The 25310-nt window shown below is 30.4% G+C and carries 27 protein-coding genes, 1 tRNA gene and 1 pseudogene; 15 read left to right on the forward strand and 14 right to left on the reverse strand.

Translation table 11 applies throughout. The features are described 5' to 3' along the window. From L8X36_RS05090 to L8X36_RS05100, 3 genes are read right to left on the reverse strand one after another with little or no spacing between them, the layout of a single operon-like run. Positions 1-2199, reverse strand: a complete 2199-nt coding sequence (locus L8X36_RS05090) for a hypothetical protein (protein WP_263666469.1) — start codon at positions 2197-2199, stop codon at positions 1-3. Between the two features lie 20 nt (positions 2200-2219). Further along, entirely contained in the window at positions 2220-3143 is a 924-nt protein-coding gene (locus tag L8X36_RS05095; RefSeq protein ID WP_263682860.1) for a coiled-coil domain-containing protein, read from the reverse strand. After that, a complete protein-coding gene (locus L8X36_RS05100; RefSeq protein ID WP_263682861.1) occupies positions 3136-4350 on the reverse strand; it encodes a GTP pyrophosphokinase family protein in 1215 nt (404 codons plus the stop codon). Before L8X36_RS05100 ends, L8X36_RS05095 begins: the two co-directional genes overlap by 8 nt. 168 nt (positions 4351-4518) lie before the next feature. Between L8X36_RS05100 and L8X36_RS05105 the strand changes: the two genes are divergently transcribed. Beyond that, the gene (locus L8X36_RS05105; protein WP_214118505.1) at positions 4519-4806 is read left to right on the forward strand and encodes a hypothetical protein; all 288 of its coding nucleotides are present in this window, start codon (positions 4519-4521) and stop codon (positions 4804-4806) included. Here L8X36_RS05105 and L8X36_RS05110 read toward each other — a convergent pair. Further along, the gene (locus L8X36_RS05110) at positions 4737-5909 is read right to left on the reverse strand and encodes an HP0729 family protein (protein ID WP_263682862.1); all 1173 of its coding nucleotides are present in this window, start codon (positions 5907-5909) and stop codon (positions 4737-4739) included. The two genes, L8X36_RS05105 and L8X36_RS05110, sit on opposite strands and share 70 nt — an antisense overlap. Positions 5910-6033: 124 nt before the next feature. After that, positions 6034-6327: pseudogene (locus L8X36_RS05115) on the reverse strand (ATP-binding protein); the annotation flags it as partial. Between the two features lie 142 nt (positions 6328-6469). On the opposite strand from L8X36_RS05115, the gene rpmI reads away from it, so the two are divergent. From rpmI to L8X36_RS05130, 3 genes are all read left to right on the forward strand, one after another. Further along, a complete protein-coding gene (gene rpmI, locus L8X36_RS05120; RefSeq protein WP_039617094.1) occupies positions 6470-6661 on the forward strand; it encodes a 50S ribosomal protein L35 in 192 nt (63 codons plus the stop codon). A gap of 98 nt (positions 6662-6759) precedes the next feature. After that, positions 6760-7113: a 50S ribosomal protein L20 gene (gene rplT, locus L8X36_RS05125; RefSeq protein ID WP_039617097.1), complete on the forward strand. Its 354-nt coding sequence runs from the start codon at positions 6760-6762 to the stop codon at positions 7111-7113. Beyond that, entirely contained in the window at positions 7091-7999 is a 909-nt protein-coding gene (locus L8X36_RS05130) for a DNA ligase (protein ID WP_263682863.1), read from the forward strand. The genes rplT and L8X36_RS05130 overlap by 23 nt, the downstream gene beginning before the upstream one ends. Before the next feature lie 9 nt (positions 8000-8008). Here L8X36_RS05130 and L8X36_RS05135 read toward each other — a convergent pair whose 3' ends face one another. From L8X36_RS05135 to L8X36_RS05145, 3 genes are read right to left on the reverse strand one after another with little or no spacing between them, the layout of a single operon-like run. Then, on the reverse strand, positions 8009-8818 hold the full coding sequence (locus L8X36_RS05135; RefSeq protein ID WP_263682864.1) for a metal ABC transporter permease: 810 nt from the start codon (positions 8816-8818) through the stop codon (positions 8009-8011). Continuing rightward, positions 8811-9560: a metal ABC transporter ATP-binding protein gene (locus tag L8X36_RS05140; protein WP_263682865.1), complete on the reverse strand. Its 750-nt coding sequence runs from the start codon at positions 9558-9560 to the stop codon at positions 8811-8813. The genes L8X36_RS05135 and L8X36_RS05140 overlap by 8 nt, the downstream gene beginning before the upstream one ends. Further along, entirely contained in the window at positions 9557-10393 is an 837-nt protein-coding gene (locus tag L8X36_RS05145; RefSeq protein ID WP_263682867.1) for a metal ABC transporter solute-binding protein, Zn/Mn family, read from the reverse strand. Before L8X36_RS05145 ends, L8X36_RS05140 begins: the two co-directional genes overlap by 4 nt. Positions 10394-10453: 60 nt before the next feature. On the opposite strand from L8X36_RS05145, the gene L8X36_RS05150 reads away from it, so the two are divergent. Next, complete coding sequence (locus tag L8X36_RS05150) at positions 10454-11152, forward strand: class I SAM-dependent methyltransferase (RefSeq protein WP_263682869.1); 699 nt, start codon at positions 10454-10456, stop codon at positions 11150-11152. Between the two features lie 9 nt (positions 11153-11161). On the opposite strand, the gene pyrC is transcribed toward L8X36_RS05150, so the two are convergent. The 4 genes from pyrC to L8X36_RS05170 are packed head-to-tail and all read right to left on the reverse strand — an operon-like array spanning position 11162 to position 14281. Then, entirely contained in the window at positions 11162-12154 is a 993-nt protein-coding gene (gene pyrC / locus L8X36_RS05155) for a dihydroorotase (protein WP_263682871.1), read from the reverse strand. An 8-nt stretch (positions 12155-12162) separates the two neighbouring features. Beyond that, positions 12163-12393, reverse strand: a complete 231-nt coding sequence (locus tag L8X36_RS05160) for a helix-turn-helix domain-containing protein (RefSeq protein ID WP_263682873.1) — start codon at positions 12391-12393, stop codon at positions 12163-12165. Then, the gene (locus tag L8X36_RS05165) at positions 12378-12749 is read right to left on the reverse strand and encodes a diacylglycerol kinase (RefSeq protein ID WP_263682875.1); all 372 of its coding nucleotides are present in this window, start codon (positions 12747-12749) and stop codon (positions 12378-12380) included. The genes L8X36_RS05160 and L8X36_RS05165 overlap by 16 nt, the downstream gene beginning before the upstream one ends. Continuing rightward, entirely contained in the window at positions 12749-14281 is a 1533-nt protein-coding gene (locus L8X36_RS05170; protein ID WP_263682877.1) for a phosphoethanolamine transferase, read from the reverse strand. Before L8X36_RS05170 ends, L8X36_RS05165 begins: the two co-directional genes overlap by 1 nt. Before the next feature lie 98 nt (positions 14282-14379). Between L8X36_RS05170 and L8X36_RS05175 the strand changes: the two genes are divergently transcribed. The 7 genes from L8X36_RS05175 (at position 14380) to dcuC (ending at position 21153) form a co-directional block, all read left to right on the forward strand. Then, positions 14380-15138, forward strand: a complete 759-nt coding sequence (locus tag L8X36_RS05175) for an exodeoxyribonuclease III (protein WP_263682879.1) — start codon at positions 14380-14382, stop codon at positions 15136-15138. Positions 15139-15207: 69 nt separating this feature from the next. Next, positions 15208-15282 (forward strand) — tRNA-Glu (locus L8X36_RS05180). A 210-nt stretch (positions 15283-15492) separates the two neighbouring features. Further along, positions 15493-16107 carry a BspA family leucine-rich repeat surface protein gene (locus L8X36_RS05185; protein WP_263682881.1) on the forward strand — a complete coding sequence of 205 codons (615 nt, stop codon included), beginning with the start codon at positions 15493-15495 and terminating at the stop codon, positions 16105-16107. 131 nt (positions 16108-16238) lie between these two features. After that, positions 16239-18518, forward strand: a complete 2280-nt coding sequence (locus L8X36_RS05190) for an anaerobic ribonucleoside triphosphate reductase (RefSeq protein WP_263682882.1) — start codon at positions 16239-16241, stop codon at positions 18516-18518. After that, complete coding sequence (nrdG, locus tag L8X36_RS05195; protein ID WP_263682884.1) at positions 18490-18999, forward strand: anaerobic ribonucleoside-triphosphate reductase activating protein; 510 nt, start codon at positions 18490-18492, stop codon at positions 18997-18999. Before L8X36_RS05190 ends, nrdG begins: the two co-directional genes overlap by 29 nt. 67 nt (positions 19000-19066) lie before the next feature. Beyond that, on the forward strand, positions 19067-19720 hold the full coding sequence (gene sodB, locus L8X36_RS05200) for a superoxide dismutase [Fe] (protein WP_263663712.1): 654 nt from the start codon (positions 19067-19069) through the stop codon (positions 19718-19720). 59 nt (positions 19721-19779) lie between these two features. Then, the gene (gene dcuC / locus L8X36_RS05205) at positions 19780-21153 is read left to right on the forward strand and encodes a C4-dicarboxylate transporter DcuC (RefSeq protein ID WP_263682886.1); all 1374 of its coding nucleotides are present in this window, start codon (positions 19780-19782) and stop codon (positions 21151-21153) included. 25 nt (positions 21154-21178) lie between these two features. Here dcuC and purM read toward each other — a convergent pair whose 3' ends face one another. Further along, a complete protein-coding gene (gene purM, locus L8X36_RS05210; protein WP_263682887.1) occupies positions 21179-22168 on the reverse strand; it encodes a phosphoribosylformylglycinamidine cyclo-ligase in 990 nt (329 codons plus the stop codon). Positions 22169-22226: 58 nt separating this feature from the next. Between purM and coaE the strand changes: the two genes are divergently transcribed. Genes coaE through L8X36_RS05225 form a run of 3 tightly spaced genes read left to right on the forward strand, consistent with a single transcriptional unit; the run spans position 22227 to position 24248 of the window. Next, entirely contained in the window at positions 22227-22820 is a 594-nt protein-coding gene (gene coaE / locus L8X36_RS05215) for a dephospho-CoA kinase (protein WP_263682889.1), read from the forward strand. After that, positions 22817-23566, forward strand: coding sequence for a diaminopimelate epimerase (gene dapF / locus L8X36_RS05220; protein WP_263663716.1), 750 nt, complete (start codon positions 22817-22819; stop codon positions 23564-23566). The genes coaE and dapF overlap by 4 nt, the downstream gene beginning before the upstream one ends. Then, the gene (locus tag L8X36_RS05225; RefSeq protein WP_263682890.1) at positions 23541-24248 is read left to right on the forward strand and encodes a glucosaminidase domain-containing protein; all 708 of its coding nucleotides are present in this window, start codon (positions 23541-23543) and stop codon (positions 24246-24248) included. The genes dapF and L8X36_RS05225 overlap by 26 nt, the downstream gene beginning before the upstream one ends. On the opposite strand, the gene L8X36_RS05230 is transcribed toward L8X36_RS05225, so the two are convergent. Then, positions 24245-25306 carry an ATP-binding protein gene (locus L8X36_RS05230; RefSeq protein ID WP_263682892.1) on the reverse strand — a complete coding sequence of 354 codons (1062 nt, stop codon included), beginning with the start codon at positions 25304-25306 and terminating at the stop codon, positions 24245-24247. The genes L8X36_RS05225 and L8X36_RS05230 overlap by 4 nt on opposite strands. Positions 25307-25310 lie beyond the last annotated feature (4 nt).

Here is a 25310-nt window from a genome sequence, read left to right on the forward strand (position 1 = left end):
TTATTTTAATTTCGTTTCATCAAATTCTTTTATAGATTTTCCCTCTTTACAAACACAATGTTTTATAGTGTCAGGGCCTGTTATTTTTATGCATATTGCATCATCTTCTGCGTATTCTTTATCAAGACGCAAGGTTGTCATGCTTGTTTCACTAAGAGGAAGTTTGTTTGTACTAGCTCTTGAGTCTTTAGTGTAATAAATTTCAAATTCATCAATATCAGCATAATCAAATAATTGTTTTAATTCCCCACTATTTACATCTATGCTGTCTTTATCGATGATCATTTCAAAATTTCCCTCACCATCATCTTTACCAATATAGTAGTTAAACTTAGCCTCATCATCAACACCTACTTCTGAAATAATGTTGAAATTTCCTCTTTTTCTACCATCAAGCAAGCCAAAAACAACCCCTGTCTTGCAAGTTACCTTTTTAGATAGATCTTGTTCTAAAGCTTCTTCTCCTTTTAGATCTTTTATCATTTCATCTGCTTCTTGGGTTCCAAGTGGAGGGAAAATTTTATATTCTGTTACATCTCCATTTTCTTTTGCTTTGTTTATTAATTTCTCAAAAGCATCTTTTACTAGTTTTGATCTAGAAGAGTTTCCGCCTAAGAAAATATTTAAAGTTTTTAAACCTTCCATTTTTTGAGATGCTTTTTTGAAAGCTTGGTAAAATTTATCAACCCCTTCATTTATTTTTGTTTCAAGGATAGAGAGTAATTTTTGTGGATCAAATACTAAAGACATTTCTTTTGTATCATTTTCTCCATCATCATTTCTATTTAAATATATGTTTAATTTGTAAAAACCATCGCCATCCTCTTCTATTTTTCCAATTTTTAATAACTCATTTATGTTTTTTAAATCTTTAAAATTTTCTACATTTTCCCATAAAGGCCTGAGTAGTTCTTTGAGAATTGAAGTGTTTTTTCTAGCTTCTTGAGAATCTTTTATAACACTTTCATGTCCTCCAAAAGTTTGAGCATTTGCAGGCTTGGTAAAAGATATATTTTCTTTTATAAGTTCTTCTTTGTTTGTTTTTACGATCTCATATACTAAATACTCAAGTAAATTTTCCCCACCTAAGTATTGATCTCCATCAGCACCAAAATGTTCTATATCATAAGGATATTTTTTGCCTTTGCTTTTTCTTAAAATACCAAAGTCAAAGTCAGTAGTCCCTCCACCAAAATCAAACACACCATAATGCACAGGTTCTTCCATGTCTTTTTTTACAAAGTCATATTCTTTTAGCGCACTTATCGCATAAGCAGCAGGCTCACTTGCGCTTAAGATCACTTTAAATCTTTGGTTAAATTCTTCACTACAAAGAACAGCAAAAGGTATAGATCTTTTGATTCCTCTTTCAAAGCTTTCTTTGATTTTATTTCTAACTTGCAAAGAGTATTTAACAGGAAAAGAAAGCAAGTATTCTAAATATATACCACTATACATATTGTTAATATATCTTCCTATATAATAAGCATAAATCTCTATAGGATTTAAATCTTTATCATCACATTCTACAAAGTCTTTTAGTGTTTTTATTAATCCAGTTTTATCTTTTATGCGAAATTTATTTTCACTGCTTCCTGCCCATTGTTTTAAATTTGAGAAAAATCTATAAAAATCCTCATCTTCAGCATTATTTAAATTGCTTAAAGCAGCATGAGAGACTGAGATGTCATTAAATTTTGTATAAGGGCGTGATTTGCAGTAATTATAAGCTCGCATAAAACTATCAATATCCGCAAACTCAACTATTGTTGGATTTTCATAATCGTTTTTATTTTCTTCTTTTCTATTGCCACTTCCTATACGGATGAGTTGTTTGTGAGATCTTTCATCTAAAAATCCAGCTACCGTGCTTTTGGTTCCAAAGTCAATAGCAACTACACCTTTTTTGATGTCTAGTAAAGGTGATCTAGCGATCAAGTCTCCATCTTTTATTTTGATTGTTTTGGTATTAGAAGTTTCTTCCGATCTTCTATAAATATCCCAATGACCTCTATTGATATCTGTTAATAAACCCAAATCATATTCATCCAATCCTACTGCATGATAATCAACTTCTAAAAGAATTTTTTGTATTTCTTTTAGCTCTACTTCATCGCCATTTCTAATGCCTTCTATAGCTTGAAGTAAGCCATCGTCTTTATGTAAAATAATTTCTTTGATATTTTTTGTTTGTTCCATTTTTTTCCTTTTAAATTTATTTATTCCACTTCAACAAGTGAGTTATATGTGTTATTTGATATTCTAAAACCTACAAAAAGAACCTTTTTGATTTTGCCTTGGCTATTACCTTGGATTTTATCATGCTTATGATCATTAAATTTTTCACCTTCTTTTGTTTCAAAACGCTCTAAATTATCATGATATTTTTCCAAGGCTTTATATAGTTTCTCAAAAAAATCAACATAATATTGCAAATCACTACTTTCTCTTAGTGTTTTTGTTTTGATTATAAAGTGAAGATTTTTTAAACTATCTAAATTTAATGTTTTAACAAGAAACTCACATTGATCTTTAACACCATTGCTATTAAACTCTCTTAAATTTTCTTTATTTGCTTGATAGTATTCGTATAAAGAAAAATATGTATTTTCTTTTATATTATCTAGCTCGTTTTGAGTTTTTTCTAGCTTGTTTGTTTTATCTTTTAATCCAGCTTCGCACTCATTAAGTTTTTCTTCTTTGGATTTTAATTCATTTTGAGTTTTTTCTAATGCATTTAATGCACTGCTTAATTTATCTTTAAAGTTATTGGCTTTATTTTTTTCATCTTTTAACTCATTTTGAGTTTTTTCTAATGTACTTTGAGTTTTTTCTAGCTCATTTATTTTGTCTTTTAATCTAACTTCGCACGCAGTGTGTTTTTCTTTTTCAGAATCTAACTCATTTTGAGTTTTCTTTAGTGTTTCTGAAGTTGTATCTAAATTCGTCCGAGATTGAAACAATTTCTCTTTAGAATCTTTTAATTCTTCTTGAGCTTTCTTAAGATCGTTTGAAGTTTTTTCTAGCTCTTTATTTAGATTTTGCAAAGCATGATCAACTTCTTTTTTATTGATCAACTCACCCTCAAAACCCATACCATTTTTATCTTTAATGCTAATGCTATAGGTGTTAAATTCACTCATTGTTTTCTCCCTTTATTAGTTTATCTATAATACGACAAGTTCTTTCAAATATTAATTTTTTGTCTTTTATTTTCTCCTTTTGCTCTTGATTTGCTTTTGCATAAGCTAAAATTTGCATGATGGATAATTTTGGTAATCTGCTTGGGGATTTATCCATGCTTAGTATTTTTTGTGCATATTCATAAAGTATTTTTTCATTCTCATCATTAAATAATGAATTTAAATCTTTTGTGTGGTAGATGTTTATAGTTTTTAAAAGTTCTATAAAATTTGCACTGATTAAACTAGGCTCTTCATCATATAAAACATAAAGAACATTTTCTTTATTTAGTTTTTTAAATTTTTCTTTCACCTTTTCATTTGCTAAATAAAATGCTATGTTTTTACTGCTGATAAATACTTTTGGTTCTTTTTGTATATTATCTTGTTCATTTGCTTCATCTTGTTCTTTGTCGATGCGTTTTCTTGATTTTTTATTCATTTTTTCGGTTTCTTCTACCAAATCTTTAAATAAATCATCAGCAACTTCTATCAAAGCAGCCAAACGATCAAAATATCTTTTTTTATCATCATCAAGTTCTTCGCCTGCTTTGTATCTAGCTTTGTGTTCTACTTCAGCCCAAACGTGCTGTAAAAGAGTTTTGATTTGAATTTCTGCTTTGAAATTTGTAAAATCCTCGCTATTATACTTATCTTTATCCTCAATTAGCTTTAGCATTTTATCATCATAGCTTATAACTAAATGTCTTCCAAGGTAACCAAATTTTCTTTCTTTTTTGATATCTTGTGTTTTATCTACGCTATTTTTCCAGTCGATATTGTCTTTGAGTTCTATTTTTAAAAGCTCATATAAGATGTTTTCATCTTTTAAAGAGGTGAGTAAAATTTTTACCCCAACTAAATCAGTGACTTCATCTAAAGGGTTTTTATATTTTGATTTTTTATCATCTCTTGAAATTTTACCTTTGAAACTATCTATTGCTTTTGTTCTTGATTTTATTTCTATGGCATTTTTATCAAGTTTAACCTTGCCTTCTTTTATGGCATTATCTAATAATTTATCAATGTATTCAACCAAAATACATCTAAAAGATTCATATGAATTCCACTTGCTCTTATATTCATCTACTGTTTGTTCGATGTTATAGTGTGAGGTTGTATCGATACCATTATTTTTTGTTACAGAAGTATCATCTAAAGACATCATAATATTTTTTCTCCGTTAAAATTAAAATAAAAATTATACAAATCCCCCCCCCATTGTCAAGATATTTAACTTTGTTAACAAATTATATTTTAGCTTTATGACAGGTTGTGTCATGACACAAGCTGACATGTGAAATTTGTATCATTTTAAAAAAAGAAAGGATTTAAAATGGTAATAGTTGCGCTTTTATGTATGGTAGCAATGGTGTTTTTACATATTAGTTTGTTTTTGATGTTTTTTATGTTTGCTATGTTTGTATTTGGTATTTGTGTTGTGTATGGAGTTGTTGAGTTTATAGGCGGGGATGTTTTGGCAAGTTTATCAATGGTAGTTTTGTTTTTATGGGGAATTTATATGTATAAAAATGAAAAAGAGAAAGTATTTATCTATGGTTTATGCGCATGTGGTTTTGTGGGGTTGGTAGTATCAGCACTTCTTGATAAGCAAGTATTGTGATGTTGCAATACTTGCTTATCATCTAATCTTTGCTTTTGTATTAAAATTCCTTTTAAAATGCTAAAAGTATCCATGCCTAAGATGAGATTTCTTAACTTCTTAGTTTGCTCTAGCGATGAGGCTTTTTCATGTACAGCTGTGTTTCTTATGTCTTGTAAGGTATTCATGTGCTTGCAAAGCTCATAAATGATAAAATTTTTACATTTTATTTCAAGTAAGTCTTGAATTTGTTTATTGATAAGTAAAAACTTCATCGTGCCTATATTTGGTTTATGTTTAAAAAAATCACTTAATGTATAAGCATTTTGTTGTACGCTATAGCTTATATTTTTTATGCTTTCATCTTTTTGGCAAAGTTGCAAAAATACTTTTTTACAAAAATCATAAATTTCATATTCTAAGGTTTTAGAGTATTTAACGATGATAGAGGTAAAATCATACAAAGGATCTTGTTTGTTTTCATCAAATTCCATTTCAGCGTATATTATATTGCTAATGCTATCAGGATGTAAAAGGTGAAAAAGCTCATTTCCAAAGATGTATTTTTTATAAATATCTTGAATTTTTAGATACTCTTGACTTTTATAAACGTTTAAATAACACTTTGTTTCATCTAAAAAATAATCAATCTCATTTTTTTGTTTGATGATTAAAGGATATATATAAGAATTTCCATAAATAGCATAAGAATTATTTTTATAATTTGGTGTGGTAAAATTTGATAGATAATGATTTTTAACAGTTGTAAAATCTTCACGAACTAATTCTCTTAAATCTTCTATGATAAAATATTGCTCGATGTTAAAATTCTTTTCTTTATAATAACTTGGCAATAAATTCTCATCATCTAAACTTTTACTTACCTTTATGACCTTTGCTACAAATAAATTCGCATAATCACTTAAAAAAAGTTGTAAAGGACTATCTTTACTAGTGCTAGTATAAATTTCATCTAAGTCTTTTTCAAAAGAATTGTTTTGATCGTTGATTTTTGATTTTACTTTGGCAAAAGCAACTTGGCCTTTATCAAGTAGAATTTGTAAATGCTCTTTGATGACATTATCTTGATAGTAAGGATTATAAAGGATTAAAAGATTGTTCATGGTTTTCCTTGAAAATGTTTGATTTTGATATTTTACTTAATTTTAAAGAAAAATTCTTAAGAAATGAATTTAATTTTTCTAAAGCATAGTTGTAGTAAAATGATAGCTTTCTTTTATGAAAAAATTGATCCAAATAATAACTTGGCAATAAATTCTCATCATCTAAACTTTTACTTACCTTTATGACCTTTGCTACAAATAAATTCGCATAATCACTTAAAAAAAGTTGTAAAGGACTATCTTTACTAGTGCTAGTATAAATTTCATCTAAGTCTTTTTCAAAAGAATTGTTTTGATCGTTGATTTTTGATTTTACTTTGGCAAAAGCAACTTGGCCTTTATCAAGTAGAATTTGTAAATGCTCTTTGATGACATTATCTTGATAGTAAGGATTATAAAGGATTAAAAGATTGTTCATGGTTTTCCTTGAAAATGTTTGATTTTGATATTTTACTTAATTTTAAAGAAAAATTCTTAAGAAATGAATTTAATTTTTCTAAAGCATAGTTGTAGTAAAATGATAGCTTTCTTTTATGAAAAAATTGATCCAAAGGATACACATGCCAAAAATGAAAAGCGTTAAAAGTGCTGTTAAACGCTTCAAAGTAGGTAAAAATAAAATCAAAAGAGGCGCTGCTTATAGAAGCCACATTTTGACTAAAAAACCTGCTAAAAGAATGCGTGATCTTCGCACTTCTAAGTATGTTCACTCAACCAATGTTAAAGCGGTTGAAAAAATGTTAGGAATTTAAGCTCGCTTAAATTTAGTTTTTGACGAAAGTCATTCAAACTCCCCTTATTTTAAAGGGCAAGATTCGTTTAACGAACGCCAATTTGTGAAAGGATAAATATGGCAAGAGTAAAAACAGGTGTTGTAAGACGCCGCAGACATAAAAAAGTTTTAAAACTTGCGCGTGGTTTTTATAGTGGTCGCCGCAAACACTTTAGAAAAGCTAAAGAACAATTAGAAAGAAGTTTGGTTTATGCGTATCGTGATAGACGCCGCAAAAAACGTGATTTCCGTCGTCTTTGGATAGTGCGTATCAATGCAGCTTGCAGACTAAATGATATTAGTTATTCAAGATTTATAAATGGTCTTAAAAAAGCAGGCATTGAGCTTGATAGAAAAATTTTAGCTGATTTAGCGATGAACGACGCAGCTGCTTTTGCTAAAATCGCAGATGCTGCTAAAAAAGCACTTTAATCTTACTGCAAGGCTTTTTATAAGCCTTGTTTTTCTCTTTACTCTCTTTTTAAATTCTCTTTTTGCTAAAGATATTTTGCTTTTTAAAGTTTATGATGAAAAAGCATTTAAAGATGTAAATTTAAGCCATTATCTCATGAGCGAAAAACTCGATGGCGTAAGAGGACTTTGGAGTGGTAAGTCTATGCAAACAAGAGCAGGAAATGCTATAAAACTCCCTTCATTTTTCACAAAAAACTTTCCTAAATTTGAGCTAGATGGAGAGCTTTGGATAAAAAGAGCTTCTTTTGAAGAAATTTCATCTTTAATACGCCAAGAAAACCCTGATGAAAAACTTTGGCAAAAAGTAAGTTATAATGTCTTTGATGTGCCAAATGCTTGCGAGGAATTTAAGCTTGATCCTTGTACTTTAGAAGCAAGATTAGAAGTTTTAAAAAAGTATTTAGCTAAAAATCCAAATGATTTTATAAAAATCATCCCACAAATTCGCATTAAAGATAAAAATCATTTAAAGCAGTTTTACCAAGATATCATTTCGCATAAAGGCGAGGGCGTGATCATAAGATTAAACAACGCACCTTATGAAAAGAAAAGATCAAACAATGCTTTTAAACTAAAACCTTTTGATGATACAGAATGTGTTGTAAAAAAGCATTTTAAAGGTAAGGGAAAATTTGAAGGCAAAATGGGATCTTTGCTTTGTGAAGCAGTGATTGAGGGTAAAAAAGTAAGTTTTAAGATAGGCTCGGGCTTTAAAGAAAGCGATCGCTTAAATCCTCCGCCAGTTGGTGCTATCATTACTTTTAAATACAACGGCTTAACCAAAAATGGCAAGCCAAAATTTGCCAGTTTTTTAAGAGTGCATGAAAATAGCGTTTTAAAGTAAAAGTAAATTTCAACTTCTCTTTAAAAAAGCACTAAAACAAAGATAAAACACAAAAGCTATACAAGCGCTAGCTATAATGCATGCTCCACTTGCAAGATTATAATAAAAACTCACAAAAAGTCCTATCACACAAAAACTTATACTCAAAAGCGCAGAGATGATCATCATTTGACCAAGCTTTTTAGAAAAGCTCTCGGCGATAAATGCAGGTATGCTAAGTAAAGCTATCACAAGTATAAGTCCTACTACTTTGATACTTATAACGATACAAAAAGCCATCATTGCGATTAAAAGATAATGAAAAAGATTGGTTTTAACCCCTCTTAAGCTTGCAAATTCTTTATCAAAGCTTAGAATTTCAAATTGACGATAAAAAAGCAATACTAAAATGATAAAAATCACATCAATCACTGCAAATAAAATTATATCTTGCGTAGGTACAGACAAAATACTACCAAACAAATACCCCATTAAATCACCATTATACCCAGGGGTTAAGTCTATGAGTATGATACCAACAGCCATTCCAAAAGCCCATATAACACCGACTATATTGTCACTTCTAAAAGGATATTTTTGTACTAAAAACGCTACAAGTAAGGCTAAAAAAAGCGTAAATAAACTCGTACTAACAAGTACTGGCAAACCAAAATAAAATGCTATGCCTATACCCCCAAAAGCCCCATGCGTAATGCCTCCTGCCATAGAACTTAAGCGGTTGATCATGATCAAAGTTCCCATAATCCCACAAGCAATGCTAGTTAAAAATGCAGCCAAAAAAGCATTTTGTATAAAAGAGCTAGATAAAAGTTCAAGCATGGTTTTTTCCTTCACAGCAACACTGCTCCAAGCTAAGCTCCACATCACAAAAATGCGTGTGATTTTGGCTTAAATGCGCTAGTAAATGCGCCTTTTTTTCAGGGGTGTTTTCATGTAAGAATAATTCTTTGTTTAAATATGCGATTTTATTTGCATAAGCTAAGCTTACATTTAAATCATGGCATATTACTATCACGCCAACCCCACTTTCGTGTAATTTTTTCAAAAGCTCAAAAATCTGCACCGAGCCTTTGGTATCTATACTTGCAGTAGGCTCATCAAGGATTAAAAGTTTACATTCACTTGCTAGAGCTCTTGCGATGTAAACTCTTTGTCTTTGACCTCCGCTTAGTTCGTTGATTTTTTTATCCCAAAAATTTTTCATACCTACTTTTTCTAAGGCTAGCAAGGCTTGCTCTTGATCTTTTTTGGTATAAAAACCAAAGAATTTTTTATCCACCCTTCCCATCATCACCACTTCTAGCACGCGTACTGGAAAGTTTGGATTAGCTAAAGTATTTTGTGGGACATAACCTATATCTTTTAAACTTAAGTTTTCAAAGTTTATATTTTTATGACTATTTAGTAAGCCTAGTATGAGTTTTAAAAGTGTAGATTTACCCCCGCCATTTGGCCCTACTATGGCTAAAAAGTCTTTGCTTTCATAGTTTAGGTTGATATTTTTTAAAACCTCATCTTGGTTATATGAAAAATTTAAATTTTTAATATTGATTTTTATCATTGTAAAACGCTTGCTATATTTTTTGCATCTTTTAAAAGCTCATTTTTATAATCACTTGGCAAATGATCAAGTTCTATGATTTTAAGATTATAATTACTCGCCATAGCTTCAATAGTATTGTTATTAGCTCCTTTAGGTACAAAAATAGCTTTTATTTGCTCTTTTTGTATGAGTTTTGCAAGCTTGGCTAAGTCTTTTGGCTTAGGTTCTTTGCCTTCTATTTCTACAGGAATTTGACTTAGATGATATCTTTTGGCAAAATACCCCCAAGATGGATGATAGACTAGAAAATGCTTGTTTTTTACATTTTTAAATAAAGCTTGTATTTGTAAATTTAATGTATCCATTTCTTTTAAGAAATTTTCTAAATTTTGCTCATAAAATGCTTTATTTTGTGGGTATTGTTCTATAAGTGCTAAAGTGATATTTTTAGCATGAGTTTTTGCTAAAAGTGGATCAAGCCATGTGTGAGGGTCATCTCCATGATGATGGTGTCCTTCGTGAGCATGCTCTTGCAAAGGTATAAAATCAATACCATTTTGAGTAGAGATGATTTTGGTATTTTTGAGATTATCTTTAAGTTTTAAAATCCAAATTTTTTCAAATTCTAAATTGGCTGTAAAGTAAATATCGCTTTTTTCAAGTTTTAAAATACCACTTGGTTTAAATTCGAAAGTATGCTCATTTGCATTAGGTGGTATGACTATATTAATATCTAAAGTATCTTTAGCAATTTGCTTTACAAAGTAAGCTTGTGGGGCTATACTAACACTTACCAAATCTTTGGCATATATACTTAAAAATGAAATCAAACACAAAAACAATACACGCATAATTTTCCTTTCTAAAAACAAAAAAATATTATACTATATTAGAAAAAATAAGGAGTGAAGATGAATTTATGGAATAAAAAAGCAAAAAGCTATGCAAGGTATAATCCTAATTTAAACGAAATTCAAAAAGCTACTTTTGCAAAACTTGGGTCTTTGCAAGGCAAAAGCGTAGTAGATATAGGCTGTGGGAGTGGTGTTTGGACTTTGCATTTAGCACAAAAAGCAAAAAGTATTTTGGGTGTAGATAGCTCTAGTGCTATGCTTGAAATTTTACAAGAAGATGCAAAAACTCATGCTATATCAAATGTAAAAACTTTAAATTTGGATTTTGAAAACTTTTATAAAAACAATAACACGAAATTTGACTTAGCCTTTTTAAGTATGTCTCCTGCTTTGCAAAATGAAAAAGACTATAAAGCTTTTTTAAGCTTAGCTTCTAAAAAGGTGTATTTAGGCTGGGCAAGTAGGCGCAAAAGTAGCTTTTTAGATCCTATATTTGAGCATTTTAACACGCATTTTAAAGGTTTTTATGAAAGTGACTTACAAAGTTTTTTAAATGCGCAAAATATCCCTTATGAAAGTGAAGTTTTTAACGAAACTAGAGTAGTAAAAAGAGATAAAGAAAGTGCGATAGAAAATGCCTTGTGGCATTTGAGTATGAATGGTGTTAATGCAAATAAACAAGAGCTAGAAAGCTTTGTAAAAGATGAGGTAGAAGAGCTTATAGAAGCTAAGATAAAACTTTTAATTATTGATTAAATTTCAAGGCTAAATAACCTTGAAATTTAAAGTTTTTCCTGCCATAAATGGCACTACATCGCCGTATTTTTGCACTACTTGCCATTCTTGTTTTTCTAAAGTGATGATTTTATCTTTTTCAAATTTAAGATTATGGATTTTACAAGCATTATCTGAAATAAATTTTTGTAAATTTGCTTCATTTGAGTGTTTTTCAAAAAGTTCAGCCAACACAGGTAAAATCACTGGCGCACTAAATACTCCAGCTGCGCACCCACAGCATTCTTTAGTGTGTAATGGATGAGGTGCGCTATCGCTTCCAAACATAGCCTTTTCATAACCGCTAAAAGCAAGCTCACATAAAGCATCTTTGTCTTCATAGCGTTTTGCAATAGGCTTGCAAAACAAATGCGGATCCATCTTGCCACCCACTACATCATCAAGCGTTATCATCAAATGGTGTAAAGTGATAGTTGCGTATAAATTTTCATAATCTTTTAACAAATCACACAAAACTTTAGTGGTAATATGCTCCATTACGATTTTTAATTTTGGAAAGTTTTTAGCTAATTTTTCATAGATTTTAGCAAAATTTGCTTCTCTATCCATTACAAAATCATTTGTTTCTCCATGCACAAGCAAAGGTATGTTTAATTCACTCATAGCATTTAGCGTAGGTTTTAACTTTTCTATATCAAAGCTTGAAATTCCATTATCTGAGTTGGTAGTGATACCTGCAGGATAAAGCTTGATAGCAAAAAGCTCATCTTTAGCTTTTTCTAAAAATTTCTCATCATAGTCTTTAAAAAATAAAGTCATCAAAGGCGTAAAATCTTCATTTTTACATGCTTTTAAAATGCGTTCTTTGTAAGCTTTTAATGCGTTTGTTTCGGTAAGCGGGGTGATTAAATTTGGCATGATAACCCCTGCTTTAAAGTCTTTTGCGCTAAATGGAGCTACAAGTTCAAGCATGCTTTCATCGCGTAAATGTAAATGCATATCCAAAGGGTTTTTAAGTGTCATTTTATCTCCTATTTGAGCTTATATAAGCCGTTTTTGAGCTTTTCAAGCAAAGCTTTTTCTTCTAAAAATTTAAAAGTAGAAATGATGGTAGGTTTGCTGATGTTTAGTTGTTTAGAAAGTTCTTCTATGTTTGCAAAGACAAAGCCATCTTCATCAGCATGAAGGGCTAAAAATTCTAAAATTTCAAAGCGTTTTTTACCAAATATTTTTGCACATAGTATTTTTACTTTATCATCCATTCTCTAACCAAATCAAAAAGAATAAAACTCCAGATAATTATAGCTAAAACCACGCTAAAAAACACACCAGCGCTCGCACAATCTTTTGCTTTTTTAGCTAAGATGTGAAATTCGCTCGTGCAAAGATCCACGCAAGCTTCTATAGCAGAATTTAGCGCTTCTACAATTAAAATTAGTACCAAAACAAATACAAGCACAAAATGCTCTAAAAAACTCACAGGTAAAAATAAGCTTGCAAAAATCAAAGGTAAAATAATGGCAAATTCTATCCTAAAAGCCATTTCATCTTGGAGTAAAAATTTAATTCCACTAAAGGCATAGCTTGCATTTTTAAATAAAGAATATTTTGGCTTCATTAAGGATTTTCCTTTAAATTTTTGCTAAATATATCATAATTTGCCTCATATTCTTTGCTATTTACACCAAAATACCCGAGCAAACTTGAAAAAAGATTATCTTGAGAAAGTTTATAGTCTTTTTTGCTTTGTAAATCTTGGCTTAATTTACTATCTTTACTCCAAAATATCATCGGTATATGCTTTTGATCTTTTGGTGCTATTAAATAAGGCATACCATGAAGATAAATTCCATTTTCACCCAAACTCTCCCCATGATCTGATAAATAAAGCAAAGAAGCTTCTTTGGTAGGATTTTGCTTAAGCATATCTATAAGGCTTTTTATAATAAAGTCTGTATAAAGTAAAGTATTATCATAGGTGTTTATGATTTGTTCGTGTGAGCAGGTATTTAGCTCGTTTGTATCACATGTTGGCATAAATTTTTTAAATGCATTTGGATAGCGTTTATAGTAAGTTGGCCCATGTGAGCCTTGTAAATGTACAACGATGATTTTGTTTGAATTTGTATTTTCAAGTTCTTGCTTTACAAGTTCAAGTAAGCTCTCATCATAATCTTTTGCAATGAGTTTGTGTTTTATACGATCGCAATTTCCTTTACAGCCCCCTGAGTTATTACCAAACCAAACACTTTGTACTCCAACCTTTTGCAAGATATCTAAAACATTTTCTTCGTATAATCCATCTTCAAAATTTACTCTTTTGTGTCTTGAAAACATACAAGGCAAACTTCTTGCAGTAGCCGTTCCACATGAGCTTACATCGCTAAAATATACTAAATTTGGTTCATTTTTAGTATAAAAATTCGTATCATTTGTACTATATCCACCTAAAGAATAATTACTCGCTCTAGCAGTTTCACCTATGACTAAAATCATAAGCTTAGTTGTATTGATATCTTTTAAACTTGCATCATTTGAAATGATAGTTAGTTCTTTTTTACCTGCTAGTTTTTTCTTTGTAAATTCTATGCTTGAGTATATTGGATAAAATGGCAAATTATACATTCTAACGATATTATGTGATCTTAAAAAAGGCAAAAGTGTTTTTGAACTAAGAGCTACTAAAGCAAAGCAAAATACCAAAGAAGTCAAAAATAATACACTTTTTTTGAAAAAATATCTTTGATAATCAATCTTAGTAAAAATCACAAGCAAACTAGGAAAAATCACAAAGACTAAAATATACAAAGCAAAGGAAAAATTAAAATAAGAAAAAAACTCTCTATTGTCTGTTTCAACGACATTTTGTATCATATGATCATCGATTAAAACCCCATAATTGCTAACAAAATAACTACAAATAGCACAAGTGCTAAGTAAAAATATGCTTAAAATTTTGATGATATAGGGAAAATATACCAAAGATAAAACACTCAAAACCAAGAAAAAATAAATTCCAAAAAACACACTAAAAAGCATAGTATTTTGATCTATCTTTTCATATACAAACTCAAACAACGGGAAATTAAACGCCATGATAAAAATCGTATTAAGCAAGGTAAATTTTGTCCATGAAAGTTTTAGGTGCATTTTTTTCCTTTGGAATAAAATAAAAACTTAGTCTATTTGAATAAAATTAATAAATCACATATAAAATAGCAACAAAAGAAGATTGGTAAAGGTATTTTATGAAATTATTATCATGGAATGTAAATGGCCTAAGGGCAATTTGTGATAAAAATGCACTTGATTGGATTGAAAAAGAAGAAATCGATTTTATAGGTTTTCAAGAAATCAAAGCACACGAGGATAAATTTCCAAAAAGAATTTATGAGTATCCTTTTAAACATATGTATTCAAATAGCGCTAAAAGAGCAGGGTATTCAGGTGTAATGAGCTTGTGTAATTTTGATAGTGAAGTCAAAAAATGTGAATTTTTTGATGATGATGAGGGTAGGGTTTTAGAACATAGCTTTAAAAATATAGTTTTGTTTAATATCTACTTTCCAAATGGTCAAAAAGATGAAGAGCGTTTAAACTTTAAAATGAAATTTTATAATGATTTTTTAGTGTATTTAGATAAGCTTTTAAAAGAAGGTAAAGAAATCATAATATGTGGAGATGTAAATACTGCTCACCGCGAGATAGACTTAACCCACCCAAAAGCCAATGAAAAAACCTCAGGCTTTTTGCCGATTGAGCGTGCTTGGATAGATGATTTACTAAAATTAGGCTTTATTGATACTTTTAGACATATAAATGGCGATGTTAAAGAAAAGTATTCGTGGTGGAGCTATAGAATGAAAGCAAGAGAAAGAAATGTAGGCTGGAGGATTGATTATTTTTTCATTTCTAATGGCTTAAAAGATAAGCTCAAAAATGCCTTCATAAGAGATGATATTTTTGGTTCAGACCATGCTCCTGTAGGGATAGAAATAGATATTTAAGGCATTTTTTGATGTCTTAAATAATTATTAAGTAAAAATTGCTATAATTTTGTCTTCAAACTGCAAATTGGCCCATTCGTCTAGCGGTTAGGACATCGCCCTTTCACGGCGGTAACACGAGTTCGAGTCTCGTATGGGTCACCACTCTATATTTTTCTCCACAGTATTATTTTTTTCATTTTTTATCAAAATTCATCTATTTATTTATAATTATTTATTATTTTGTAAATATATATTTATATTAAGTTAATTTTAAATTAATAATTATTAATATTCCAAATCTTTTGTTTAATTTCATTAAATTTATATTGACTTCACACTTGTTTTTTAAAATATACAAAAAGGAGGAACAAAATGTATAAAGTTAAAAACAAAAATGAGTTGATGAATTTGGTGCACAATGAAAGAATTTCTCTAAGAGATATTGATGTTTCTTTGATAGAAGATTTTTCATTCGTTTTTTATTGTTCTACTAGAAAAGATTTTTTGGGTATTGAGCGTTGGGATGTATCTAAGGCTAAAGATATGTCTTATATGTTTTATTGTTGTGAAAGTTTTAATGCAGACTTATCGCGCTGGGATGTTTCAAATGTCGAAAATATGGCAAGTATGTTTTTTAACTGCAAAAATTTCAACAAAGACTTATCAAAGTGGAATACACAAAATTTAAAAGATATGTCTTATATGTTTTTTAATTGTGTTAAATTTAATCATTCTTTATTGCACTGGAAAACCTCTAATGTAGTCAGAATGGCACATTGTTTTGAAAACTGCCATGCGTATGAGCATAATGTGGCAAGCTGGGATGTGCAAAATGTAATTACCATGGCCTATCTTTTCCATAATTGTAAAAATTTTCACCACGAGCTAGATGAGTGGAATATCCAAAGAGATTGTAATACTGATAAAATGTTTGGAAATCGTGGTATTGATAAACTTTATGCTGTAAAAGGCGTGGAGTTAAAATAATCAAATTCACACATTTTTTGTGTGAATTTTTCTTTTATTTCTTTAAGTTTTTCATCAAGTTTTTGTACTAAACTTATCTTTTAAAAGTGCTATTTTATAGTGCTTAGAGATTATTTTTTAGGAAAATTTCCATGAGAATAAAATTTATTATAAAAAGAGATAAAAGCCAAGTTGCATTTGATATTTTTAAAATTAAAAATGCTATTTTCAAAGCCAATATAAATTCCACAGATGAAAAATTAAATAATGATTTTTTAGATAAACTTTGTGATGATGTTGTAGCTTTACTGGATGAAAAACACATACAAGTAGAACAAATTCAAGATAAAGTTGAAGAAGTTTTAATCAAAAATGCCTTAGTCAATACTGCAAAATCTTATATTTTATATCGCCAAAAAAGAGCACAAATTCGCAATGGTAGCTATGATTTGCTAAGTTTATATGATGATTTAACTTTTAAAGATTCTAAAGAAGCTGACTTAAAAAGAGAAAATGCAAATATTAATTCAGATAGCGCTATGGGTATGATGTTAAAATATGGCTCAGAAGGTGCAAAATACTATGTAGATGAGTGTATTTTGCCAAAACATATCGCAAATGCACACAAAAACGGCGATATACACATACACGATAAAGACTTTTATATGCTAACACAAACTTGCTGTCAAATAGACTTATTAAAGCTTTTTGAAAATGGTTTTAGCACAGGACATGGAAGCTTGCGTGAGCCAAATGATATCAGATCTTATGCTTCTTTAGCTTGCATTGCCTTGCAGGCTAATCAAAATGAAATGCATGGAGGCCAGTCTATACCCAATTTTGATTTTGCTATGGCAAAAGGCGTGGCAAAGACTTTTCAAAAAGAGTATAAAAAGGCCCTAATTGCTTTTTTTGAAATAAAATTAGAACAAAGTTTAGATGAGCAATGCTTTAAAAATGCTAATTTTCAAGCTTCAAGCGAAACAGAATGCTTCAAAGAGCTTTTGAGGCTTGATTTAAATAGCGATGAGAACTTTTTAAAGCAAGCAAATGCTTATGCTTATAAAAGAGCATTAAAGCAAACCCAAGATGCGACTTTTCAAGCTATGGAAGCTTTAGTGCATAATCTTAATACTATGAACTCAAGAGCAGGAGCCCAAGTGCCTTTTAGTACGCTAAATTATGGTACCGATACATCTTTTGAAGGGCAAATGGTGATAGAAAATTTACTCAAAGCCACGATGAAAGGCTTAGGAAATGGCGAAACACCGATTTTCCCTGTGCAAATTTTTAAAGTAAAAGAGGGTGTTAATTATAATGAAAAAGACCCAAACTACAAGCTTTTTAAGCTTGCCATAGAATGTGCTTCTAAAAGACTTTTTCCAAATTTTAGCTTTTTAGATGCAAGTTTTAACGCAAAATACTATAAAAAGGGCGATTATAATAGTGAAGTAGCTTATATGGGTTGTAGAACTAGGGTTATGGCAAATGTTTATGATGAGAGTAAAGAAATCACAAGTGGCAGGGGAAATTTAAGCTTTACCAGTATAAATCTTGTGCGTTTAGCTATAGAAGCTAAAGGAAATTTAGAGCTTTTTTACTCACTTTTAAAAGAAAAATTAGAGCTTGTATATGAGCAATTACTTCATAGATATAAAATTCAAAGTCTAAAAAAGGTTAAAAATTTCCCATTTTTAATGGGCGAGGGAATCTGGATAGATTCAGATACTTTAAAAGAAAATGATAGCGTAGAAAAAGTTATCGCACATGGAACTTTGGCTATAGGTTATATAGGACTTTGTGAGAGTTTAATAGCTTTGATAGGTTCTCATCATGGACAAAGCCAAGAAGCAAGGGAGCTTGGCTTGCAAATCGTGCGTTTTATGCGTGAATTTGTCGATGAAAAAGCACTCAAAGACAAACTGAATTTTTCACTCATAGCTACCCCGGCTGAAGGCTTAAGTGGAAGGTTTTTAAAGCTAGATCAAAAAAAATACGGCATTTTAAAAGGCATAACCGATAAAGAATTTTATACTAATTCTTTTCATATTCCTGTGGATTTTCCTATTAGTATATATGAAAAAATTCAAATCGAAGCCCCATATCATGAGCTAAATAATGGCGGGCATATTACTTATGTAGAATTAAACGGCGATGTGAGTAAGAATTTAGAAAGTTTTGAACGCATTATAAAATGCATGAAAGAAAGCAATATAGGCTATGGCTCGATTAATTTCCCACTAGATAGAGATCCAGTGTGTGGTTATAGTGGTGTGATAGATGAGTTTTGTCCAAAGTGTCATAGAAAAGAAGATGATATTAAATTCGAACGCATAAGAAGAATCACAGGCTATTTAGTAGGAACGCTTGATCGTTTTAATGACGCTAAAAAAGCTGAAGTTCATGCAAGAATTAAACACGATTTTTCTTAGATTATCTGGTGTTATAAAAGAATCCATAGTCGATGGCTATGGTTTGCGTTATGTGATTTTTACTCAAGGTTGCCCTCATCATTGCAAAGGCTGTCATAACCCACAAACGCACGATTTTAACAAAGGATATTTGCAAGATTTAGCGAGTTTATATGATGAGATTTGTAAAAATCCTTTGCTTCAAGGTGTTACTTTTAGTGGTGGAGAGCCTTTTATGCAAGCAAAAAATTTAAGCATTTTGGCAAAGCACATTAAGGCTTTAGGGCTTGATCTTACCATATATACAGGTTTTACTTATGAAGAGCTATTACAAGAGCAAGCTATGAAAGAATTGCTTATCTTGGCTGATGTTTTGATAGATGGGAAGTTTATTTTAGAGCAAAAAGACTTATCTTTAAAATTTAAAGGTAGTAAAAATCAACGCATTATCGATGTAGCAAAAAGCTTAGAGCAAGGCAAAGTAATACTTTTTGAAAAATAAAGACTCATTTAGTCTTTTTTAATTTAACTATGTTAGAATATCCATAAATTTAAAAAAGGAGAACAATATGTTTGAATTAAGAAAATTACCTTATGAAGCAGACGCTTTTGGAGACTTTTTAAGTGCAGAAACTTTCGCATTTCATCATGGCAAACACCACCAAACTTATGTAAATAACCTAAACAATCTTATCAAAGATACTGAATTTGCGGGAAAAGATTTAGTTTATATCATACAAAATTCAAATGGTGGAGTTTTTAACAACGCTGCTCAAGTGTATAATCATGACTTTTATTTTGATTGCATTAAGCCAAAAACATGCTGTGGCTGTGGCTGTTCTTTGAGTGATGAGTTTAAAGCAGCAGTTGAAAAAGACTTTGGCTCTATGGAAAATTTAAAAGAAGAATTTATCAAAGGAGCTACAGGGGTATTTGGTTCTGGTTGGTTCTGGTTAGTTTATAACACTCAAAATCAAAAATTAGAACTAGTAGCTACAAGCAATGCTGCTACACCTATTACTGAAGGTAAAGTTCCGCTTTTAGTAGTTGATGTATGGGAGCATGCTTACTATGTAGATCACCGTAATGCACGCCCTGCGTATTTAGAAAAATTCTACGCGCACATTAACTGGGAATTTGTAGCAAAAGCTTATGAATGGGCTATTAAAGAAGGTATGAACTCAGTAAGCTTCTATGCAAACGAACTTCACCCTGTAAAATAATCAAGTTTTTTTAAGAAAAACCCCGTAAAATAGACTAAATACAAAAATTAGGAGGTTTTATGGAGGTTTTTCTTTCTGTCGTGGCTACTTTATTTTGTGTATTTTTAGTAGCCTATTTTATTCTTAAAAAATACAATCCTATCTTTACTTTTTTTCTCTCAGGTATTATTATCTTAATCATCATTTCTTTAGCAACTGGTGAGTCTGTGCTAAAACAAAGCTTAGGAAATCCTGTTTTTGATGTCTTTGGTTTTGTAACTCAAACTTTTAAGACAAATTTAGCTGGTGTGGGGCTTATTATAATGTCTGTTGCAGGTTTTGCAGCCTATATGAAGCACATTAATGCTTCGGCAAAGTTAGCTTTTGTAGCAAATAAACCGCTAGGCAAGATTAAAAATAAATACCTAGTTTTAAGTGGAACTTTTGTAGTGGGTATGGCTTTAAAAATAGTTATTTCAAGTTACACAGGATTGTTACTTTTGTTGCTTGCTTCGATTTATCCTGTTTTAATCGCCATAGGAATTCGTCCTATCACTGCTGTATCGGTTTTATCATTAATTGCACTTGATTATGGTCCTAAAGATGGAAATTCTATAAATTTAGCAGATATGGTAGGCATTGAAAATGTTGTTGCTATGTTTTTTGAATACCAAATTTATCCTGTTATAGCTTATGTTGTTGTGATAGCTTTGCTTATTCCGTTTTATTATAGTTATATGGATAAAAAAGACTTAGCAAAAGGCGTTGTGGATAATATCGAACATATGGAAATAAAAAACCCAAATTGTCCTTTATTTTATATTTTCTTACCTTGGCTTCCTATAGTGTTTTTATTTGGTGCTTATTTTGCAAATTTATATGGATACAAAGTGAAGCTAGATGTGGTGAGCGCCAATTTTTTAAGTATAAGTTTGGTTTTTATTTTAGAGTATGCTAGACATAAAGACGCAAAAAAACTTGCAGATGATTTGATGGTGATACTAAAAGCTATGGCAGAAATTTTTGTAAGTGTTGTTTGTATTATCATTGCAGCTTCTATTTTTGCAGAAGGTATTAAAGCATTAAAGGGTATAGAACATTTAGCCTTAGCAGTTTCTTCTATGGGGGCTTCTGCTGTATTGCTTACTATTATAGTTTTAAGCTTTATTGTGTATTTTGCAAGTGTGATTATGGGTAGTGGGATTGCTGCTTTTAATGCTTTTGGAAGACTTGCTCCAGATATTGCTCAAAAACTAGGGATTAATCCTATCTCACTAGCTTTGCCACTTGAGATTGCTTCTTGTTTAGGGCGTGCTGCCTCGCCAATATCGGGTGGAATTTTAGCCTTAGCAGGCTTTGCAAAATTAGATCCTATAGCCATTGTTAAAAGATCTACTCCTATGTTGCTTGTAGGAATGGCTTTAAATATCCTAATAGCTTGGTATTTTGCATAAATTTAGAGTGATAGCTTAAAAGCTATCACTCTAAAACAACCCCTTCATTTAATACAACTTCGCCTATTACATAAGCGTCCGAGCTTTCTAAAGCTTTTCCTACATTAGATGGATCTACCACCATAACTAAACCCACACCCATATTAAAGCTTCTATACATTTCAGCCTCTTCTACACTTTGGCCTATTTGGTAAAAAATTTCAGGAGTTTTTAGATGATGTTTTCTGATGATTGCGCCTATTCCTCTCGGGAAAACTCTAGGTAAATTTTCTACTAAACCACCACCTGTTATATGAGCTAGTGCATTGATGAATGGTTTTAATTTTAAAAAGTCTTTTACGTAAATTCTTGTAGGTTCAAGTAAAATATCGATTAAATTTTTACCCTCTATTTTATCATCAAACTTAAGCTTTTGTGCTTCAAATAGTACTTTTCTAGCTAAAGAATATCCATTAGAATGAAGCCCACTACTAGGTAGAGCTAGTAAAATATCTCCATTTTTTACAAAATTTCTTCTATCGATTTCATCTTTTTCGGCCATACCCACTGAAAAACCTGCTAAGTCAAAATCATTGCTATGATACATTCCAGGCATTTCAGCAGTTTCTCCGCCTATTAAGGCGCAATTTGCTTTTTTACAACCATTAGCAATTCCTGCTACGACTTTTTTAGCTACTTCTACATCTAACTTTGCAGTTGCATAATAGTCTAGAAAAAACAAAGGTGTGGCAAAATTACAAATTAAATCATTCACACACATTGCTACTAAATCTTCACCTATGGTGTCAAATTTTTGACTATCAATAGCAAGGCGCAACTTCGTGCCCACTCCATCAGTTGCTGCTAGCATAACAGGATTTTTAAAACCACTTGGCATAGCAAAAGCACCTGAAAAAGAGCCTATGCCACCTAAAACATTTTCATTAAAAGTTTCTTTTACTAAAGGCTTGATTGCTTCTACAAAAGCATTGCCATTGTCTATACTTACGCCCGCATCTTCATAGCTTATATTCATTTATCTTCCTTTAAGAATTTAAAAGGTATTTTAACTAAAAATGTTTTAAGGCTAAATTATGCAAAATGCTTATTTTGTAACTTCAAGTATAGCGGGTGGAAAGTCAAGCTTTATAAAAATAGTTCAAAATTTGGGTTTTGATACTTTAAGCGCAGATGTGATAGCTCATGAGCTTTTAAATGAAAATGCAAATTCCATAGCTAAGCTTTTTGATAACGATGATTTAATCATAGCAGGAAAAATAGATAGAAAAAAACTTGGAGCTATTGTATTTAATGACTTAAATGCTAAAAAAAAGCTAGAAGATTTTTTACATCCTAAAATCAAAGAAGTTATTTTACAAAAAGCTCAAATTTTAGATAAAAAAAACAAGGCTTTTTTTATAGAACTGCCTTTATTTTTTGAAAACAATCACTATCAAAATTTAGGAAAAAGTATATTAATTTATGCTCCAAAAGAACTTTTGCTTCAAAGACTAATGCAAAGAGATAATTTAGATGAAAACGAAGCCTTAAAAAGAATTAATTTACAACTTGATATAGAAGAAAAACTAAAAAAAGCAGATTTTGTGATAAAAAATACCTCAGGTTATGAAAATTTTGAGAAAAATGTGCTAAATTTTTTAAAACACACTTTAAAGGTTGAAAAATGAAATTTTACAAGTACTGTGCTAGCGGGAATGATTTTGTGGTGTTTGCAGATAGTGAAAAAAAAGATCGTAGCGAATTAGCTAAAATTCTTTGTAATCGTTATGAAGGCATAGGCGCTGATGGGCTTATAGTAGTTGTGCCTCATGATAGATATGATTTTGAATGGGAATTTTATAATTGTGATGGGAGCAAGGCAAGTATGTGCGGTAATGGCTCACGCGCAGCAGCTCATTTTGCTCATCATTATTTGAAAAAATCTCAATATTTAAATTTCTTAACCGGTGCAGGACTTATAAAATCTTTTGTTGATGATGATATAGTTGAAATCAAACTTAGCGGGGTAAAGGATATTAAAGAAGCTTTTGAGTATAAAGGTAGAATTTGGCAAGGCTGTAATACTGGTGTTCCGCATATAGTAACCTTTGTTGATGATTTAAACGAATTTGATGTAAATTTATGCAAAGAAGTGCGTAAAAGATACAATGCAAATGTTAACTTTGCTAAAGTAGAAGATGATGAATTTATAAGAGTTAGAACTTATGAACGTGGAGTAGAAGATGAGACTTTAGCTTGTGGTACGGGTATGGGGGCTTGTTTTTATCTAGCGTATTTAAATCAAGAAGTAAAAGATGATATTTTGGTAAAGCCAAAAAGTAATGAAAGTTTGTATTTTAGATTAGAAGAAGATCAAATATTTTTTAGAGGAAAGGTAAAGTGCTGTTTTGAAGCTGATTATAATTTTGCTTAGTAGTGTTTTATTTTTAAAAGCTGAATTTATAGCAGGTTTTGATGAGCAATATTATGCTTTAAGTATAAAAGAAAAGCGTGAGGTTTTTATCAAAAAAATCAATGCTTTATTGGATATTTCTTTTAAAGAGATAGAAAAGGAAAAAGAATTTATAGAATTTTTCTTTAAAGAGGCTATAAAGAATAATTTTAGAAAGCTAAATACTAATGCTGTGCAAAAACTATGGTCTTTAAAAGAAAAATACCGTGTTAAAAATTTATATGATCACAAAGAATATCAAATGCGTGTCCAAAAGGTACCGAAGTCTTTAGCTATAGCTCAAGCTATTATTGAAAGTGCAACTGGTACAAGTCGTTTTGCTAAAGAGGCAAATAATTTATTTGGAGAATGGACTTGGGGTGAAAAAGGTTTAGTGCCAAAGGAAAGAGGCGAGGGTAAAACTCACAAAATTCGTATATTTGATAGCTTACAAGAAAGTGTGGATTCATACTTGCTTAATTTAAATCGCCACGATGCTTATAAGGAATTTAGAGCTTGGCGGTGGAATGCGATAAGTGAAAATGAAAAACTTGATGGCAAAGAAGCGGCAAGTCATTTAGAAAAATATTCAGAGATTAAAAGTAATTACACTAAGCTTATTTTATCTATCATCGAGCAATATAAGCTTGATGAGTTAGATTAATTACCCAAAGCCCACTCATCAAAAGGCAAAATCATCACGCGCACCCCCTCAATGAAAAACTCATCTCTTTGTGAAAGCGTGATGATATAAATAGTTGAAAGTGCAAGTTGATTTTTACTAAGGATTTTTTTGACTTTTAAGCTAAGTAAATCTTTATCTTTAAAGGGTGAGCATAAAAATGCATTTTTAAGACTTGGTAAGTAAAAATCAAAATGCTTAGTATAAAAAATTTTTTGTTTAAATTTAAACAACTCACTTAAAATTAAATTTTCAAACAAAGTACTAAAGTCTTTTTGTATGCTTAGAGAATTTTTTAGTGAAAAGTCCCAAAAATATACTTTTTTTAAATTCTTTTCAAGATTTTTTACAAAATACAAAGTGTAGTTTGATTCTAGTTTTTCTATGCTTTTATATAAGGTATCTTTGGAAATTTTTATACTGTTTTTTAGAGTTTTTAATAACTCATTAACGCTAAATTCACTCCCAAGTTCTAAGGCAATTTGTTTGAGTATGGTAAGTTCTAATGGGGTATAAAAGCTTTTTAAGTATGATGAGTTTGTGTTAAAATTGTGATTTAAAATCACATTGCGCCCTGTGTGTAAAAAATAACTTACCATGGTTTTGGTATCAGCATATTTTTTATTTAAGCTTAAAAATTCTTCAAAGTCTAAATAATCTAAATGAAGTTCTTCAAACTGATCTAAGCAAAAATTACTATCACAAACGCTTATTATGATTTGCAAATTAAGATGTTTTAAACTAGCAAAGTCAAAATCATGAGTAAAGTTACAAAGTGCTAAAAATTTAATTTGTGGATTATAAGTTAAAAACGAATTTAAATTTATTAAAGCACTTGCTTGAAATTTTAAATCATCACAATCAATAAAGAGTATATTTTCGCTTTTATACAAAGATAAAAAATTTAAAATCAAATTTTTCTTACCACTTGCAAAACCACCTTTTATGATGATGTTTTTATGGGTTTGGATTTGAATTTTTCTTTCATCAAATTTTTGAAATTTTGGGTAATTATCGTAAAAAAATTGTAGTGATTTCATAGAT

It is taken from the genome of Campylobacter sp. CNRCH_2014_0184h (assembly GCF_025772985.1).
Classification (GTDB): Bacteria; Campylobacterota; Campylobacteria; order Campylobacterales; family Campylobacteraceae; genus Campylobacter_D.

What these genes read in the sequence shown, in the direction of transcription:
- L8X36_RS05090 (WP_263666469.1), bottom strand. Translation starts at nt 2,199, where the DNA reads ATGGAACAAACAAAAAATATCAAAGAAATTATTTTACATAAAGACGAT.
- L8X36_RS05095 (WP_263682860.1), bottom strand. Translation starts at nt 3,143, where the DNA reads ATGAGTGAATTTAACACCTATAGCATTAGCATTAAAGATAAAAATGGT.
- L8X36_RS05100 (WP_263682861.1), bottom strand. Translation starts at nt 4,350, where the DNA reads ATGATGTCTTTAGATGATACTTCTGTAACAAAAAATAATGGTATCGAT.
- L8X36_RS05105 (WP_214118505.1), top strand. Translation starts at nt 4,519, where the DNA reads ATGGTAATAGTTGCGCTTTTATGTATGGTAGCAATGGTGTTTTTACAT.
- L8X36_RS05110 (WP_263682862.1), bottom strand. Translation starts at nt 5,909, where the DNA reads ATGAACAATCTTTTAATCCTTTATAATCCTTACTATCAAGATAATGTC.
- rpmI (WP_039617094.1), top strand. Translation starts at nt 6,470, where the DNA reads ATGCCAAAAATGAAAAGCGTTAAAAGTGCTGTTAAACGCTTCAAAGTA.
- rplT (WP_039617097.1), top strand. Translation starts at nt 6,760, where the DNA reads ATGGCAAGAGTAAAAACAGGTGTTGTAAGACGCCGCAGACATAAAAAA.
- L8X36_RS05130 (WP_263682863.1), top strand. Translation starts at nt 7,091, where the DNA reads ATGCTGCTAAAAAAGCACTTTAATCTTACTGCAAGGCTTTTTATAAGC.
- L8X36_RS05135 (WP_263682864.1), bottom strand. Translation starts at nt 8,818, where the DNA reads ATGCTTGAACTTTTATCTAGCTCTTTTATACAAAATGCTTTTTTGGCT.
- L8X36_RS05140 (WP_263682865.1), bottom strand. Translation starts at nt 9,560, where the DNA reads ATGATAAAAATCAATATTAAAAATTTAAATTTTTCATATAACCAAGAT.
- L8X36_RS05145 (WP_263682867.1), bottom strand. Translation starts at nt 10,393, where the DNA reads ATGCGTGTATTGTTTTTGTGTTTGATTTCATTTTTAAGTATATATGCC.
- L8X36_RS05150 (WP_263682869.1), top strand. Translation starts at nt 10,454, where the DNA reads ATGAATTTATGGAATAAAAAAGCAAAAAGCTATGCAAGGTATAATCCT.
- pyrC (WP_263682871.1), bottom strand. Translation starts at nt 12,154, where the DNA reads ATGACACTTAAAAACCCTTTGGATATGCATTTACATTTACGCGATGAA.
- L8X36_RS05160 (WP_263682873.1), bottom strand. Translation starts at nt 12,393, where the DNA reads ATGGATGATAAAGTAAAAATACTATGTGCAAAAATATTTGGTAAAAAA.
- L8X36_RS05165 (WP_263682875.1), bottom strand. Translation starts at nt 12,749, where the DNA reads ATGAAGCCAAAATATTCTTTATTTAAAAATGCAAGCTATGCCTTTAGT.
- L8X36_RS05170 (WP_263682877.1), bottom strand. Translation starts at nt 14,281, where the DNA reads ATGCACCTAAAACTTTCATGGACAAAATTTACCTTGCTTAATACGATT.
- L8X36_RS05175 (WP_263682879.1), top strand. Translation starts at nt 14,380, where the DNA reads ATGAAATTATTATCATGGAATGTAAATGGCCTAAGGGCAATTTGTGAT.
- L8X36_RS05185 (WP_263682881.1), top strand. Translation starts at nt 15,493, where the DNA reads ATGTATAAAGTTAAAAACAAAAATGAGTTGATGAATTTGGTGCACAAT.
- L8X36_RS05190 (WP_263682882.1), top strand. Translation starts at nt 16,239, where the DNA reads ATGAGAATAAAATTTATTATAAAAAGAGATAAAAGCCAAGTTGCATTT.
- nrdG (WP_263682884.1), top strand. Translation starts at nt 18,490, where the DNA reads ATGCAAGAATTAAACACGATTTTTCTTAGATTATCTGGTGTTATAAAA.
- sodB (WP_263663712.1), top strand. Translation starts at nt 19,067, where the DNA reads ATGTTTGAATTAAGAAAATTACCTTATGAAGCAGACGCTTTTGGAGAC.
- dcuC (WP_263682886.1), top strand. Translation starts at nt 19,780, where the DNA reads ATGGAGGTTTTTCTTTCTGTCGTGGCTACTTTATTTTGTGTATTTTTA.
- purM (WP_263682887.1), bottom strand. Translation starts at nt 22,168, where the DNA reads ATGAATATAAGCTATGAAGATGCGGGCGTAAGTATAGACAATGGCAAT.
- coaE (WP_263682889.1), top strand. Translation starts at nt 22,227, where the DNA reads ATGCAAAATGCTTATTTTGTAACTTCAAGTATAGCGGGTGGAAAGTCA.
- dapF (WP_263663716.1), top strand. Translation starts at nt 22,817, where the DNA reads ATGAAATTTTACAAGTACTGTGCTAGCGGGAATGATTTTGTGGTGTTT.
- L8X36_RS05230 (WP_263682892.1), bottom strand. Translation starts at nt 25,306, where the DNA reads ATGAAATCACTACAATTTTTTTACGATAATTACCCAAAATTTCAAAAA.